This window comes from Micromonospora sp. ALFpr18c (assembly GCF_008868155.1).
Lineage (GTDB): Bacteria > Actinomycetota > Actinomycetes > Mycobacteriales > Micromonosporaceae > Micromonospora.
The window spans coordinates 1-14,085 of record NZ_WBKR01000171.1 but is presented as its reverse complement, the minus strand read 5'-3'; the positions used below and the strand labels follow the sequence as shown (position 1 = coordinate 14,085).

Annotated in this window: 11 protein-coding genes and 2 pseudogenes; 11 read left to right on the top strand and 2 right to left on the bottom strand. The window is 74.0% G+C overall.

Features of this window, described 5'->3' with window-relative positions; genetic code table 11:
* The first annotated feature begins 87 nt into the window (after positions 1 to 87).
* The 5 genes from F8271_RS24490 (at position 88) to F8271_RS24470 (ending at position 5,300) form a co-directional block, all read left to right on the top strand.
* Entirely contained in the window at positions 88 to 765 is a 678-nt protein-coding gene (locus F8271_RS24490; protein WP_151492181.1) for a uridine kinase, read from the top strand.
* Positions 766 to 833: 68 nt separating this feature from the next.
* Positions 834 to 1,967 carry a M48 family metallopeptidase gene (locus tag F8271_RS24485; protein WP_151492180.1) on the top strand — a complete coding sequence of 378 codons (1,134 nt, stop codon included), beginning with the start codon at positions 834 to 836 and terminating at the stop codon, positions 1,965 to 1,967.
* A gap of 36 nt (positions 1,968 to 2,003) precedes the next feature.
* Positions 2,004 to 3,347, top strand: a complete 1,344-nt coding sequence (locus tag F8271_RS24480) for a dipeptidase (protein ID WP_192580438.1) — start codon at positions 2,004 to 2,006, stop codon at positions 3,345 to 3,347.
* A gap of 66 nt (positions 3,348 to 3,413) precedes the next feature.
* On the top strand, positions 3,414 to 3,620 hold the full coding sequence (locus tag F8271_RS24475; protein WP_139585616.1) for a hypothetical protein: 207 nt from the start codon (positions 3,414 to 3,416) through the stop codon (positions 3,618 to 3,620).
* Positions 3,621 to 3,707: 87 nt separating this feature from the next.
* Entirely contained in the window at positions 3,708 to 5,300 is a 1,593-nt protein-coding gene (locus F8271_RS24470) for an ATP-dependent DNA ligase (RefSeq protein WP_225854729.1), read from the top strand.
* A gap of 10 nt (positions 5,301 to 5,310) precedes the next feature.
* On the opposite strand, the gene F8271_RS24465 is transcribed toward F8271_RS24470, so the two are convergent.
* A complete protein-coding gene (locus F8271_RS24465) occupies positions 5,311 to 6,132 on the bottom strand; it encodes an SURF1 family protein (protein WP_151492177.1) in 822 nt (273 codons plus the stop codon).
* A 172-nt stretch (positions 6,133 to 6,304) separates the two neighbouring features.
* Here F8271_RS24465 and F8271_RS24460 point away from each other — a divergent pair, with 172 nt between their 5' ends.
* Positions 6,305 to 7,708, top strand: a complete 1,404-nt coding sequence (locus F8271_RS24460; protein WP_151492176.1) for a cobyrinate a,c-diamide synthase — start codon at positions 6,305 to 6,307, stop codon at positions 7,706 to 7,708.
* Complete coding sequence (locus F8271_RS24455; protein WP_151492175.1) at positions 7,705 to 8,274, top strand: GNAT family N-acetyltransferase; 570 nt, start codon at positions 7,705 to 7,707, stop codon at positions 8,272 to 8,274. The genes F8271_RS24460 and F8271_RS24455 overlap by 4 nt, the downstream gene beginning before the upstream one ends.
* 7 nt (positions 8,275 to 8,281) lie before the next feature.
* Here F8271_RS24455 and F8271_RS24450 read toward each other — a convergent pair whose 3' ends face one another.
* Positions 8,282 to 10,414: a transglycosylase domain-containing protein gene (locus F8271_RS24450; RefSeq protein WP_151492174.1), complete on the bottom strand. Its 2,133-nt coding sequence runs from the start codon at positions 10,412 to 10,414 to the stop codon at positions 8,282 to 8,284.
* 121 nt (positions 10,415 to 10,535) lie between these two features.
* Between F8271_RS24450 and cobC the strand changes: the two genes are divergently transcribed.
* The 4 genes and pseudogenes from cobC to cobA form a co-directional block, all read left to right on the top strand.
* Complete coding sequence (gene cobC / locus F8271_RS24445; protein ID WP_151492173.1) at positions 10,536 to 11,621, top strand: Rv2231c family pyridoxal phosphate-dependent protein CobC; 1,086 nt, start codon at positions 10,536 to 10,538, stop codon at positions 11,619 to 11,621.
* Positions 11,621 to 12,739, top strand: coding sequence for a nicotinate-nucleotide--dimethylbenzimidazole phosphoribosyltransferase (gene cobT, locus F8271_RS24440; protein ID WP_151492182.1), 1,119 nt, complete (start codon positions 11,621 to 11,623; stop codon positions 12,737 to 12,739). Before cobC ends, cobT begins: the two co-directional genes overlap by 1 nt.
* A gap of 28 nt (positions 12,740 to 12,767) precedes the next feature.
* Positions 12,768 to 13,224 (top strand): annotated as a pseudogene (locus F8271_RS34245) (NAD(P)-dependent oxidoreductase); the annotation flags it as partial.
* 71 nt (positions 13,225 to 13,295) lie between these two features.
* Positions 13,296 to 14,024: pseudogene (gene cobA / locus F8271_RS34240) on the top strand (uroporphyrinogen-III C-methyltransferase); the annotation flags it as partial.
* Between the last annotated feature and the right edge of the window lie 61 nt (positions 14,025 to 14,085).

Sequence of the window (14,085 nt, the reverse complement as noted above, 5' to 3'; positions counted from 1 at the left end):
CGCGACCAGCGGCAACCCACACACCATCCCTCAACCCACACCCCTACAACTCCATCTCCTCGAACTCCTCGACATCGACCCACTCGAGTGGTGTTGACAATCAGCCACGTGCGGAATGCAGGGCTAGCCGGTCACGAGGTGCGTCCCGTGGCGGTCGTCGAGGCGTACGCCGAGGTGGCGCGTCGGGTGCTCGCGGGCCCGGCGCGGTTGGGGCGGACCCGGCTGGTGGCGGTCGACGGGCCGAGTGGCGCGGGTAAGAGCCGGTTCGCCGCGCACCTCGCGGACGCCCTGGCGGCGTTACCCGGCGGCGGCCGGCCTCCGGTGGTGCACACCGACGACCTGCTCGACGGTTGGGACGACCAGTTCAGCTTCTGGTCGCGGCTGGACGAGGAGGTGCTCGCTCCGCTGCGCGAGGGGAAACCCGGTGCCTACCGACGCTACAGCTGGGTGCGGCGACGGTTTCTGCCCCGGCCGGTGCCGGTGCCGGTGGCGCCGGTGCTGGTGGTGGAGGGGGTCAGCGCGGCCCGTCGGATCGTGGCGCCGGAGGTGACGCTGGCCGTGTTCGTCACGGCGCCCGCGTCGTTGCGGCTGGCGCGGGCGGTCGAGCGGGACGGCCCGGAGATCCTGCCCGAGTTGCGCCGTTGGCACGTCGGGGAGCGGGCGCATTTCGCCGCCGACGACACGGCCGCCCGGGTCGACCTGGTGGTCGACGGGGCGCCGACCCTGCCCCTGGACGGGAGCCGGTACTACGTGCGGGTCCGCTGAGCGGGGCATGGACGTCGGCCACCGGCTGGGGCACGATGCGAGGAGCTACGGCGAACGGGGAGCCCACCATGACGGCAGCGGACGCGCCAGCGCGACGCCGGATCACCCTCACCGGCATCAGCTCTCGGGCCTGGGAGCATCCGGCCGACCGGGGCGCGCTCGTCGCGTTGCGCGAGCTGCGCGGGTTCGACGACGTGGTGCGGGCGTTCTTCGGAATGTGGAACGAGCGGGGTTTCCGGCTGTCCGTGCTGGCGTCCGGCATCCGGGTGGACCACCGGCAGTATCCGGCGGTGTGGCAGCGCTACACCGAGGCCGCGGCGGCGCTCGACGTGGCGGAGCTGCCCGAGTTGTACGTGACGCAGTCGCCCTGGCTGGGCGCCGAGGCGGTCGGTCTGGACCGGCCGTTCATCGTGCTGAACTCCGCCTGCGTGCAGCAGCTCGATGAGGATGAGCTGCGCTGCCTGCTCGGCCACGAGTTGGGGCACGTGGGCAGCGGGCACGCGGTCTACAAGACCATGCTCATGATCCTCACCCGTTGGGCGGCCAACCTGAGCTGGTTGCCGGTCGGGGCGTTCGCGTTGCGGGCGATCATCGCGGCGATGCTGGAGTGGTGGCGCAAGGCGGAGCTGTCGGCCGACCGGGCGGGCCTGCTCGCCGGGCAGGACCCGGCGGCCGCGCTGCGGCTGTTGATGAAGCTCGCCGGTGGCGGTGACCTGTCGCAGATCGACACGACCGCGTTCCTGGAGCAGGCCGTCGAGTACGCCGGCGGTGGCGACCTGCGCGACAGCCTGCACAAGATCCGGATGACGGCGTGGAGCACGCACCCGGTGCCGGTGGCGCGGGCGGCGCAGCTGCGGCAGTGGATCGACTCCGGGGCGTACGGGCGGGTGCTGGCCGGGGACTATCCGCGCCGCGACGACGACGCCTCGACCAGCGTTTCGGAGGAGATCAAGGCCGCCGCCGAGTCGTACCGGGAGGAGTTCAGCCGGTCCACCGATCCGCTGGTCGGGTTGCTGCGTCGCCTCGGCGACGGTGCGAGCGACGTCGGCGAGTGGGTGGGCGGCACCGCCGGCCGGGCACGTGCCTGGATGGATGCCGCCACCGAGGCCGCCGGTCGCGCGCAGCGGGCCGGCCGGGCCGCGCCGGGCGCGCGGGCGGGTTCCGGCGGTGACGGTACGGGCTCGGCCGGCACGCCCGGGTAAGGCCGGCATACGATGCCGGTCATGACCTCACCGATCATGTCCGAGTCCGAGGTGCGGGCCGCCGTCGAGCGGGAGATGCCCGGCGTACGGGCCGACCTGGAACGCCTCGTCCGCATCCCCGGCATCGCCTTTGACGGTTTCGACCACTCGCACGTGGAACGCTCCGCCGAGGCGGTCGCCGAGCTGCTGCGCGGCTGCGGCCTGGACGTCAAGATCGTACGTTCCGGCGGCCAGCCCGCGGTGATCGGCCGTCGGGCGGCTCCGCCCGGCGCGCCCACCGTGCTGCTCTACGCCCACCACGACGTGCAGCCGGTCGGCGACCGGTCGCTGTGGGAGTCCGACCCGTTCGAGCCGGTGGAGCGCGACGGTCGGCTCTACGCGCGGGGCGCGGCCGACGACAAGGCCGGCGTCATGGCGCATGTCGCGGCCCTGCGGGCGTACGGGGATGCGCTGCCGGTCGGTGTGGTGCTGTTCATCGAGGGCGAGGAGGAGTTCGGCTCCGACTCGCTGGAGCGGCTGCTCGCCGAGCACCGCGACGAGATCACCTCGGACGTCATCGTGATCGCCGACTCCGGCAACTGGGACATCGGCGTGCCGGCGTTGACCACCTCGCTGCGCGGCGTGGTCAACTGTTTCGTCGAGGTCCGCACGTTGGACCACGCGGTGCACAGCGGCATGTTCGGCGGTGCCGTCCCGGACGCGCTCACCGCGCTGGTCCGCCTGCTGGCGACGCTGCACGACGACGCCGGTGACGTGGCGGTGGAGGGGCTGGTGGGCCGCGAGGGCGCCACCGTCGACTACCCCGAGGACCGGATCCGGACCGAGGCCGGTCTGGCCGAGGGTGTGCGGTTCATCGGCACCGGCCGGATCACCGACCGGCTCTGGACCAAGCCCGCGGTGGCGGTGCTCGGCATCGACGCGCCGCCCACCGGCGAGGCGCCGAACGCGCTGGTCCCGGCCGCGAAGGCGAAGCTCAGCATCCGTCTCGCTCCGGGTGACGACCCCAAGCGGGCGTACGCGGCGGTGCGCGCCCACCTGGAGACGCACGCGCCGTGGGGTGCTCAGGTGACTGTCAGCCTGGAGCACGACGGCAACCCGTGCGTGATCGACGCGTCCGGGCCGATGTTCGACGCCGCGCGCTCGGCGTTCCGTGCCGCCTGGGACGGCACCGATCCGGTGGACATCGGCATCGGCGGTTCGATCCCGTTCATCGCGACGTTTCAGGAGATGTTCCCGAAGGCGGCGATCCTGGTGACCGGTGTGGAGGACCCGCACGCCCGCGCGCACGGCCCGAACGAGAGTCTGCACCTGGGGGAGTTCGCCCGGGTCTGCCTCGCCGAGGCGCTGTTGCTGGGCAAGGTCGCCGAGGCGGGGATCTAGACATCTTTCGACCCTGATCAGGGGTTTTCGGCGTGTCGCAGGCCGGGTTGTTATAGCCTTTCGAACATGAGTACGAACGAGGTGATGGCCCGGTTGGGGGCCGCCGTCAGCGCGCTGGGGGACGTCGATGTCTCCGCGTGGTCCGAGGACACGCTCAACGAACAGCTCGGTGATCTCTCCGCCGCCCTGGTCGCCCTCGACTCGGTGCTCGCCCGGGTCGCCGGCGAGGTTCGCGCCCGAGGGCTGCGCATCGAGGAACCCGTCTCCGCCTGATCCCGCCGCCCTCGTGGGGGCGGCGGCACCGCGCCGACACCGCCCGGGCACGGCAATGCCCGGGCGGTGTCGGAGGTGACTGGCAGGATGAACGTCGTGCGGTTCCTTGACCTGGCAGCCACCTCCGCCGCCGTCGCCGCCACCAACGGCCGTCGGGCCAAGGTGGAGTTGCTGGCTGACGCGTTGCGCCGGCTCGACCCGGCCGAGGTGGAGCCCGGCGCCGGCTATCTCGCCGGTGAGCTGCGTCAGCGGCAGACCGGGGTGGGCTACGCGAGCCTGCGTGACCTGCCGCCTCCGGCGGCCGAGCCGACGTTGACGGTGGCCGCCGTCGACGCGTCCATCGCGCAGATCGCCGCGGTGCACGGCTCGGGCTCGCAGGCTCGGCGTCGGGCACTGCTCGGTGCCCTGTACGCGGCGGCGACCGCCGATGAGCAGCGTCTGCTCACCGGCCTGTTCAGCGGTGAGCTGCGTCAGGGCGCCCAGGCCGGGCTGCTCGCCGACGCGGTGGCCCGAGCCGCCGACGTCCCGGTGGCGACGGTGCGTCGAGCCCTGCTGCTCGCCGGCGACCTGCGCGCGGTGGCGGTGGCCGCGCTCTCCGGTGGCGCCGCCGAGCTGGCCGGGTTCGGCCTGCAGGTCGGCCGGCCGCTGGCGCCGATGCTCGCGCAGAGCGCCCCCTCGGTCGACGAGGCGCTCGCCGCGACCGGCACGCCGGCGGTCGTCGACGTGAAGCTCGACGGCATCCGCATCCAGGTGCACCGCTCCGGTGCCGACATCGCCGTCTTCACCCGCAGCCTCGACGAGATCACCACCCGGGTGCCCGAGGTGGTCGCCGCCGTCCGTGCCCTGCCCGGCCGGGAGTTGGTGCTCGACGGCGAGGCGATCGGCCTGGACCAGACCGGCCGCCCGTTGCCGTTCCAGCAGACCTCCAGCCGGGCCGCCCGGCGCACCACGCCCAGCACCACCGGTGGCACTCCGGTCGCCCCGGCGGTGCTCGCGGCGGCCGCCAGCACCGGCGCGACGGTGCTCACTCCGTACTTCTTCGATCTGCTGCACCTCGACGGCCAGGATCTGATCGACCTGCCCGGCCGGGAGCGGTGGGCCGCGCTCGCCGGCGCGGTCGACTCGTCGCTGCTGGTCGGGCGGATGGAGGTCGACGGCCCGGAACAGGCCGGCGCCGCGTTCGCCGCCGCGCTCGACGCCGGCCAGGAGGGCGTGGTGGTCAAGGCGCCGGACGCCCCCTACGACGCGGGCCGGCGCGGCGCGGCCTGGGTCAAGGTCAAGCCTCGGCACACTATCGACCTGGTGGTGCTCGCCGTCGAGTGGGGCAGCGGTCGGCGCAAGGGGTGGCTGTCCAACCTGCATCTGGGTGCCCGCGACCCGCGCACCGGTGACTTCGTGATGCTCGGCAAGACGTTCAAGGGGCTCACCGACGAGCTGCTGCGCTGGCAGACCGAGCGTTTCCTCGACCTCGCCGTGGAGCGCGGCGACTGGGTGGTCCGGGTCCGGCCCGAGCAGGTGGTGGAGATCGCCTTCGACGGGGTGCAGACAAGTTCCCGCTATCCGGGTGGGATGGCGCTGCGGTTCGCCCGGGTGGTGCGCTACCGCGACGACAAGTCCGCCGCCGAGGCGGACACCATCGACGCGGTCCGCGCCATCCACGCCGGCCGGGTGACCGGCTGACCGGGCGCGATCAGGCGGACGCGCTGGGGGTCGGCTCGGCGGCCCGGTCCAGCGGCTTGCTCTCGGCACCGATGCCGGCGGCCCGGCGGGCCTCCCGGCGTGCCACCCAGCCGTAGCCGAACAGCGCCATCACGGCGAAGAGCCACCACTGCACGACGTAGCCGAAGTTCTGCCAGTTGTTGGCGTGCCCGACCGGCACCGCCTTGAACGTCGGGTCGGCGGCCGGCGTCTGCTCGTCCAGCAGCAGGTACGCGCCGTACACCGGGTAGGGCAGCTCGCCGGCGAGGCGCGGCACGGCGATGCGGCGGGTTTCCAGCCGCCCGTCGCGCCGGCTGACCGCGCCGGCGCCGCTCTCCGTCTCGTGCACCCGACCCACCACCGTCACGTCGCCGGTGGGCGCGGCGGGCACCGGCGGCTGGGCGGTCGCGCCGCCCGGTGCCGGCGGAATCCAACCCCGGTCCACCAGCAGCGCCGAGCCGTCGGCGAGCACCAGCGGAGTGAGCACCTCGAAGCCCACCCGGCTGTCCACCGTCCGGCCCCGCACCAGCACCGTGTTCGTCGGGTCGTACCGGCCGGTGACGGTGACCCGGGTCCAGACCTTCTCCTTGGCGGGAGCCGGGCCGGCCCTGCCCGCGCCGCCGGTGGGTGCGCCCAGCGGGTCGGCCAGTGGCACCGCAGCCATCCGCTGGCCGGCGTCGATCCGCTCGTTGACCTCGGTACGCCCCCGGTAGCGGTCCAGCTGCCAGTTGCCGAGGAACACCATGACGGCGGCGGCGACCAGGGTCAGCGCGAGGGCGCCCAGCCAGCGTGGGCTCAGCAGGAACCGGTACACGGCACCGAGGCTACTCGTATGACCGGGACCACTGTCCGCGACCGGGCCGGGACGGTGCGCGCGGCCCCCGTTGGCGGTGCTCGCGCGTCGGGGCGGGCGGGTATCGTCACGCCGACGGATCGACCCCCCGGTCGCCCGTCGCGTACCCGCCGCCGCCCGCGAGGAGTCGATGATGACCGTCGTGCCGCGCCTGGTGCTCAGCGCGCCGTCCTCCGGGCACGGTAAGAACGCGCTGGCGATCGGGCTGCTCGCCGCCCTGGCCGAGCGGGGTGTCGACGTCGCCGGGTTCAAGCTCGGCCCGGATCACGTCGACGCCGCCTACCTGGGCCTCGCCGCCGGTCGGCCCGGCCGGGTGATCGATCCCCGGCTGGTCGGTGTCGACCGTCTCGCCCCGCTGGTCGCGCACGGCGCGGCGGGTGCCGGGCTCGCCGTGGTGCAGGGCAGCATGGGCCTGTACGACTCGGTCGGTGGCCGCCCCGAGCAGGAGTCCACGGCCGCCGCGGCCACCGCGCTGCGCAGCCCGGTGGTGCTGGTGGTCGACGTGGCCGCGATGGGCCAGTCGGTGGCCGCCCTGGTGCACGGGTTCCGCTCGTACGACGAGCAGCTCTGGTTGGGCGGGGTGATCCTCAACCGGGTCGCGTCGTCCCGGCACGAGGGGATGCTGCGGGAGGCGCTCGACGACGTGGGTGTGCCCGTCTATGGGGCGCTGCGCCGTCAGGACCTGCCGGCGGTGCTGCCGTCTCGGCGGCACGGCGTGGCGCCGGTGGTCGACGGGTCCGCGGACGCCGTCCGCGCGGTCCGCCGGCTGGGTGAGGCGGTCGCCGCCACGGTCGATCTGGAACGGCTGCTCGGGCTGGCCCGCTCGGCCCCGCCGCTGCCGGCGCCGGCCTGGTCGCCGCAGGAGGCGCTGGGCGCGTTGGCCGTCCCGGCTGCGCGTCCGCTGGTGGCGCTCGCCGGTGGGCCGGGCGGCAGCTTCAGCCAGCCGGAGACCGCCGAGCTGCTGCGGGCCGCCGGCGCCGAGGTGGTCACGATCGATCCGCTGCGCGACGAGGCGCTGCCGGTGGGCACCCGCGCGCTGGTCGTCGGTGGCGCGCTGCCCGAGGCGTACGCCGAGCAGTTGTCGGCCAACCGGCGGCTCTGCATCGCGGTGGCCGAGTTGGCGCGTACCGGGCGGCCGGTGATCGCCGAGGGCGCCGGCCTGCTGTGGCTGGCGCGGGAGTTGGACGGGCTGCCGATGTGCGGTGTGCTCGACGCGGTCGGTGTCAGCCGGGACGGCCTGGTGGTGGGCTACCGGGAGGCGACGGCCCAGACGGACAGCGTGGTCGCCGCGGCCGGCACGGTCCTGGTGGGGCACAAGGAGCACCGGGCGGTGCTGACGCCGCGCGCCGGTCAGCGTCCGGCCTGGAGTTGGGACGGCGGCACGCCGGAGGGGTTCGTGTGGCGCAACGTGCACGCCTCGCAGCTCACCCTGCACTGGGCCGGTCATCCGGCGACCGCGGCCCGGTTGGTCGCCGCCGCGGCGACCGAGCCCGCGGATGAGGTGGTGCCCGCGCAGCCCGGTGGGGTGCCGGCGTGATCGGTCAGGTGGCGGTGCGCCGCTTCCCGGCGTTGACCGTCTCCACCCCTCGTACGGAGGTGCGGCGGGTCGTCGCCGCGGACGCGGCGGCGGCCGGGGAGATCTTCGCGGACAAGCTGACCCGGCGGTGGCTGCCGTTGGCCGACGACTCCGGCCCGATCGACGGGCACGCCTGGTGCACGGATCTGGCCCGGCAGCGGCGCGACAGCGGCGACGGTGACCACTACACGGTGCTGCGTCGTGAGGACGACCAGGTGGTGGGCTCGCTGTGGACGAGGCGCACCGACTGGGGTGCCCGCGCCACCGAGGTGTCCTACGCGATGGCACCGCACGCGCGTGGTTTCGGGCTGGCCGCCGAGGCGGTGGACGCGGTGGCCATCGCGTTGATTTTGGAGCACGGTTTCCAGCGCGTGGAGCTGCGGGTGGCCCCCGGCAACCTGGCCTCGCGCCGGGTCGCCGAGAAGGCCGGGTTCAGCTACGAGGGTCTGCTGCGCAACGCGGGTTTCGTCGGCGGCGGCCGGGTGGACCTGGAACTCTGGTCGTTCGTGGCCGCCGACCTGCGCTGAGCGACGGTCACCCGACGATGGCGTCCGAGGGCGGTGTGAACTGGCGGGTGGGTTGTCCCTTCAGCCCGTCGCGCAGGGTCTCCGAGACCGCCTTGATCGGGATCTGGGACTGTCCGTCACCGACCGCGTTGAACGGGTTGTCCGGGTCGGAGATGAAGCTCGCCGCCGCCAGTTCCGGGGTGTAGCCGACGAACCAGGCCGAGCGGGTGCTGTCGGTGGTGCCGGTCTTGCCGGCGACCGGGCGGCCGACCGTACCCCGGACGCTGTCGGCGGTGGACCAGCCGCCGCAGCCGCCGCGTGCCGGCCGGTCCCCGGTGGGGCAGCGGGCCGCGTCGGTGGCCGCCCGGGCGGCGTCCGCGCTGACCACCTGCCGGCAGCGGGGCTTGGCCACCTCGCGGTGGATGCCACCGGGTGTGTCGTACGTGGCCGGGGTGCCGTCCCGGTTCATGATCGCCTGCACCGGGATCGCCTCGCAGTAGCGGCCGTCGGCCGCGACGGCGGCGTACGCGTTGGCCATCTCCAGCGGAGTGGCGTCGGAGACGCCCAGGGTGAACGCGCCCCACTTCTTCGCCTTGCCCGGGGACGCCTGTTCCCGGTCGACGTCGGTGCGCCAGCGCAGCCCGAGTTGTTCGGCCAGTCGGACGGCCCGGTCCGCGCCGACCTTCTCCTCCAGCCACACGAAGTACGTGTTGACCGATTTGCCGAAGCCGGACCACATGGTCTGCTCGCCGGTCATCGCGCCGCTGGCGTTGGAGGGCGCCCAGCCGTCGTACACGGACGACTTGTAGCGGTACGGGGCGTTGAAGGACGTGGAGAGTGTCATCCCGGAGTCCAGTGCGGCCAGCATCGGGAACATCTTGAACGTCGATCCGGCCTGGTAGCCGGGCAGGTCACCGCCGCCGAGCAGCGGCGCAACCGTGTTCGGATAGTTGGCCTTCACGTTCGGCCCCGCCTCGGGGTTGGAACTCTGCGGGTTCTCGGCCAGGTCGAGCGAGTAGGTGCGGTTGACCGCCATGGCCTTCACCCGTCCGGTGCCGGGTTCGGAGACCACGATGCCGTTGGCGAAGGGGCTGCCGGTGTTCTCCTTGGTGCCGACGTTCTTCTCCGCCGCGTCCTGGACCTTCGGGTCGATGCTGAGCACGATCCGGTAGCCGCCACGGCGCAGCTTGTCGATCCGTTCCAACCGGTTCGCCCCGAACGCGGGCTGCGCGCTCCACCAGTTCTTCAGGTAGTCGCAGGCGAAGCCCCAGCTGTTGAACTTCTGCGGGATCGCGGCGCAGTCGTTGGGCGGGTTGGTCAGCTTCAGCCGGATCGGCTCGGACTTGGCCGCGGCGGCGGAGTCGGGGGAGAGGTAGCCGAGCTGGCTCATCCGGTCCAGGACGTAGTTGCGCCGCCCGGTGGCCTCCTTCTGGTCGGAGTCGGCCGGGTCGTACTCGGACGGGGACTTGACCAGCCCGGCGAGGGTGGCCGCCTCGACCGGGGTGAGGTCCTTGGGGGTCTTGGAGAAGAAGATCTCGCTGGCGGCGTAGATGCCGTACGCGCGGTGACCGAAGTACGCGGAGTTCAGGTACCGCTCCATGATGTCTTCCTTGCTCATCTCCTTCTCCAGGTCCAGCGCCATCCGCATTTCCTTGACCTTGCGCAGGCTGGTCTGCTGGGTGGCCTCCTGGACCTCCTTCGGCGTGGTCGCGCTGTCCCGCAGGGCCATCCGGACGTACTGCATGGTCAGCGTGGAGGCGCCCTGGGACACGCCGCTGGAGTGGGCGTTCGCGACGAAGGCGCGGGCCACGCCCTTCGGGTCGACGCCGTGGTGTTGGTAGAAGCGGGAGTCCTCGGCGGCCACGATCGCCTGCTGGATGTTCGGCGACATGTCCGACAGCTTGGTGTACTGCCGGTACTCCTCGTAGAACATGGTCAGCACCGTCTTGCCGTCGGGGGCGTAGAGGTACGAGGTCTCGGCGGGCAGGGCGGTGGTCAGCAGCTTGGTCTTCTGCTCCACGGCGTGCGCGGTGGCCTTCGCGCCGAGACCGGTGACGGCGACCAGCGGGTACGCGGCGGCGGCGATCACGATTCCGGCGATGAGCCCGGCGCGGAGGAGAGGGACGAGTCGACCAGCGGCAGCAAGGGGTCGGTTGCTCACAGGGTCAAGTTATGACATTTCCGATTCGTGCATGAGAAGAACTCATAAACCCGCGAGTGGTGACGCGGCTTACGTCGAGATCGGCTGTCCCACCGGCCGCCTTCCCGGCAGGATCGCGGACATGTCTGATCAGCCGCGCACAGCGGCCCCGACCGCCGGGGCCGAGCCGGACCTCGCGCACCACGGCGACGCGGAGGCGACCGCCGGCCTGATCGACCTCGCCGTCAACGTCCGCCGGGCCCCACTGCCGGACTGGCTCGCCGACCCGATCACCGCCACCCTCACCGACCTGGCCCGTTACCCGGACCCGACACCGGCCCGGACCGCGGTCGCCGCCCGGCACCGGCGTCACCCGGACGAGGTACTGCTCACCGCCGGCGCCGCCGAGGGTTTCGTGCTGATCGCCCAAGCCCTGCGCGGGGTCCGCCGCCCGGTCGTGGTGCATCCCCAGTTCACCGAGCCGGAGGCGGCCCTGCGGGCCGCCGGACACCCGGTCGAGCGGGTGCTGCTGGACCCCGCCGAGGACTTCCGTCTCGACCCGGGCCTGGTGCCCGACGACGCCGACCTGGTCATGATCGGCAACCCGACGAACCCCACCTCCGTGCTGCATCCGGCGCGGACCGTGGCCGCGCTGGCCCGCCCCGGCCGGGTGCTGGTGGTCGACGAGGCGTTCGCCGACACCACCACCGCCCCCGGCCACACCGGCGAGCCGGAGTCGCTGGCCGAGCGGCGCGACCTGCCCGGGCTGCTCGTGCTGCGCAGCCTCACCAAGACCTGGGGCCTGGCCGGCCTGCGGATCGGCTACCTGCTCGGCGCGCCCGACCTGCTGGCCCGGCTGGCCGCCGTCCAACCCCTGTGGGCCGTCTCCACGCCGGCGCTGGCCGCCGCGTCGGCCTGCGCCAGCCCCGTCGCGGTCCAGGCCGAACGCGCGATCGCCGCCGACCTCGCCGCCGACCGCGACCACCTGGTCGCGCGCCTGGCCGACCTGCCCGGTGTACGCGTCGTCGGCCGCCCGGCCAGCGCGTTCGTGCTGCTGCACCTGACCGGCGCGAGCTGGGTACGCGCCGCCCTGCGTGAGCGGGGCTGGGCGGTGCGCCGGGGCGACACGTTCCCCGGGCTCGGCCCGGACTGGCTGCGGGTGGCGGTACGCGACCGAAACACCATCGACGCGTTCATCGAGGTGCTGCGCGAGATCATGGAGGCATGATGTTGGAGACCACGATCGCGGCGATCCGGCCCGCGGACGAGTCGGCCATGGCGGCCGCCCGTGAGCTGCACGGCCGGCTGACCAAGCCGGCGGGATCGCTGGGCCTGCTGGAGGACCTGTCGGTACGCCTCGCCGGGCTCGCCGGGGCCTGCCCGCCGCCGCTGCCCGAGCCGGCCGCGGTGGCGATCTTCGCGGGTGACCACGGTGTGCACGCCCAGGGGGTGTCCCCGTGGCCGCAGGAGGTCACCGGGCAGATGATCGGCAACTTCCTGGCCGGCGGGGCGGTCGTCAACGCGTTCGCCCGGCAGGCCGGCGCCTCGGTCACCGTCGTCGACGTCGGCGTGGCCCACCCGCTGCCCTCCGACGCGGCCGGGCCCGATCGTGCCGGGCTCGACGCGGCCGGGCCCGATTCGGCCGTGCTCGACCCGGCGGTGCCCCGGCTGGTCGTCGCGTCGGTCCGCCGGGGTACCCGGGACCTCGCGGTGACCGCCGCGCTGACCCGGGACGAGGCGCTGGCGGCGGTGCAGACCGGTATCCGGATCGCCGACGAGCTGATCGACGCCGGCGCCCGCATCCTGCTCACCGGTGACATGGGCATCGGCAACACCACCCCGGCCGCCGCGCTGATCGCCGCCTTCACCGGCGCCGACCCGCTCGACGCCACCGGCCGGGGCACCGGGGTCGACGACCCGACGTACGCGCACAAGGTGGCCGTGGTGCGGGCCGCGCTGGCCCGGCACACGCCCGACCCGGCCGACCCGCTGGGCGTGCTGGCCGCCGTCGGTGGCCTGGAGCACGCCGCGCTGGCCGGGCTGATCCTGGGCGCCGCGGCCCGCCGCACACCGGTGCTGCTCGACGGCGTGATCGCGGTGTCCGCCGCGCTCGCCGCCGCGGCGTTCGCCCCGGACGCGGTCGGTGCCATGGTCGCCGGTCACCGCTCGGCCGAGCCGGGCGCCACGGTGGCGCTGCGGCACCTGGGCCTCGACCCGCTGATCGACCTGGGGTTGCGTCTCGGCGAGGGCACCGGCGCGCTGCTGGCGCTGCCCGTGGTCACCGGCGCCGTCCGGGTGCTGCACGAGGTGGCCACCTTCGACTCCGCCGGGGTGGCCGAGAAGTGATCGCGCGCGTCCGGCTCGGTGGTGCGGTGTGAGCACCAGTCCGTACCCCCTGGGCCTGCGCCTCGATGGGCGGCGGGTGGTCGTGGTGGGCGGCGGCGCGGTCGCCACCCGCCGCGTGCCGGCGTTGCTGGACGCCGGCGCGGACGTCCTGCTGGTGGCGCCGGAGCTGACCCCGGCGCTGCGCGCCCACGTGAATGCCGACCGGCTGCGCTGGGCGCCACGCCGGTTCACGCCCGAGGATCTGGACGGGGCGTGGCTGGTCCAGGTGGCGATCGACGATCCGGCCGCCGCCGAGTCGGTGAGCGTCGCCGCCGCCGGACGGCGGATCTTCTGCGTCCGGGCCGACGACCGGACGGCCGCCACGGCCTGGACTCCGGCGGTGACCCGACACGGTCCGGTCACCGTGGCCGTGCTCGGCGGCGGGGATCCCCGACGGGCGATGACCGTCCGCGACGCGATCCGTGACCTGCTCGCCGCCCGCCTCGTGCCCGAGGGTGCCGCCCGGACGCGCGGCGCGACCGAGGCGACCGGCACGACCGAGGCGACCCGGGGGCGGCGGTCCGGGCGGGTGGCACTGGTCGGGGCCGGCCCGGGCGACCCGGAACTGATCACGGTGAAGGGTTGGCGGCTGCTCACCGAGGCCGACGTGGTGGTCGCCGACCGGCTGGTCCCCGGGCTGCTCCTGGACGAGCTGCGCCCCGACGTCGAGCTGGTGGACGCCTCGAAGATTCCCTACGGCCCGTCCCGCGCGCAGGAGGAGATCAACCAGATCCTGGTCGACCGTGCCCTGGCGGGTGCCTTCGTGGTCCGGCTCAAGGGCGGTGACCCGTACGTCTTCGGGCGGGGCGGCGAGGAGCTGCTGGCGTGCGCGGAGGCCGGTGTGCCGGTGACCGTCGTGCCGGGGGTGACCAGCTCGATCGCCGCCCCGGCCGCAGCCGGGATCCCGGTCACCCATCGGGGGGTGGCGCACGAGTTCACCGTGGTCTCCGGGCACCTGGCACCCGACTCGCCGGCCTCGCTGGTGCGCTGGGACGCCCTCGCGGGTCTGCGCGGGACGCTGGTGATCCTCATGGGGCTGAAGAACCTCGCGGCCATCACCGAGACGCTGATCGCGCACGGCCGGCCGCCGGGCACACTGGCCGCCGTCGTCCAGGAGGCCACGACGGGTGCCCAGCGGGTGCTGCGCTCGACACTCGGCACAGTCGCCGCCGACCTGGTCGCCGCCGAGCTGCGCCCGCCCGCCGTCGTCGTCGTGGGCGACGTGGTGGAGGCCCTCGGCCGCTAACAATGGCACGAGTCCACGCGCGACGGAGCTGCCCGGGCGGTACGGGGGCGGGCGGGTGCGG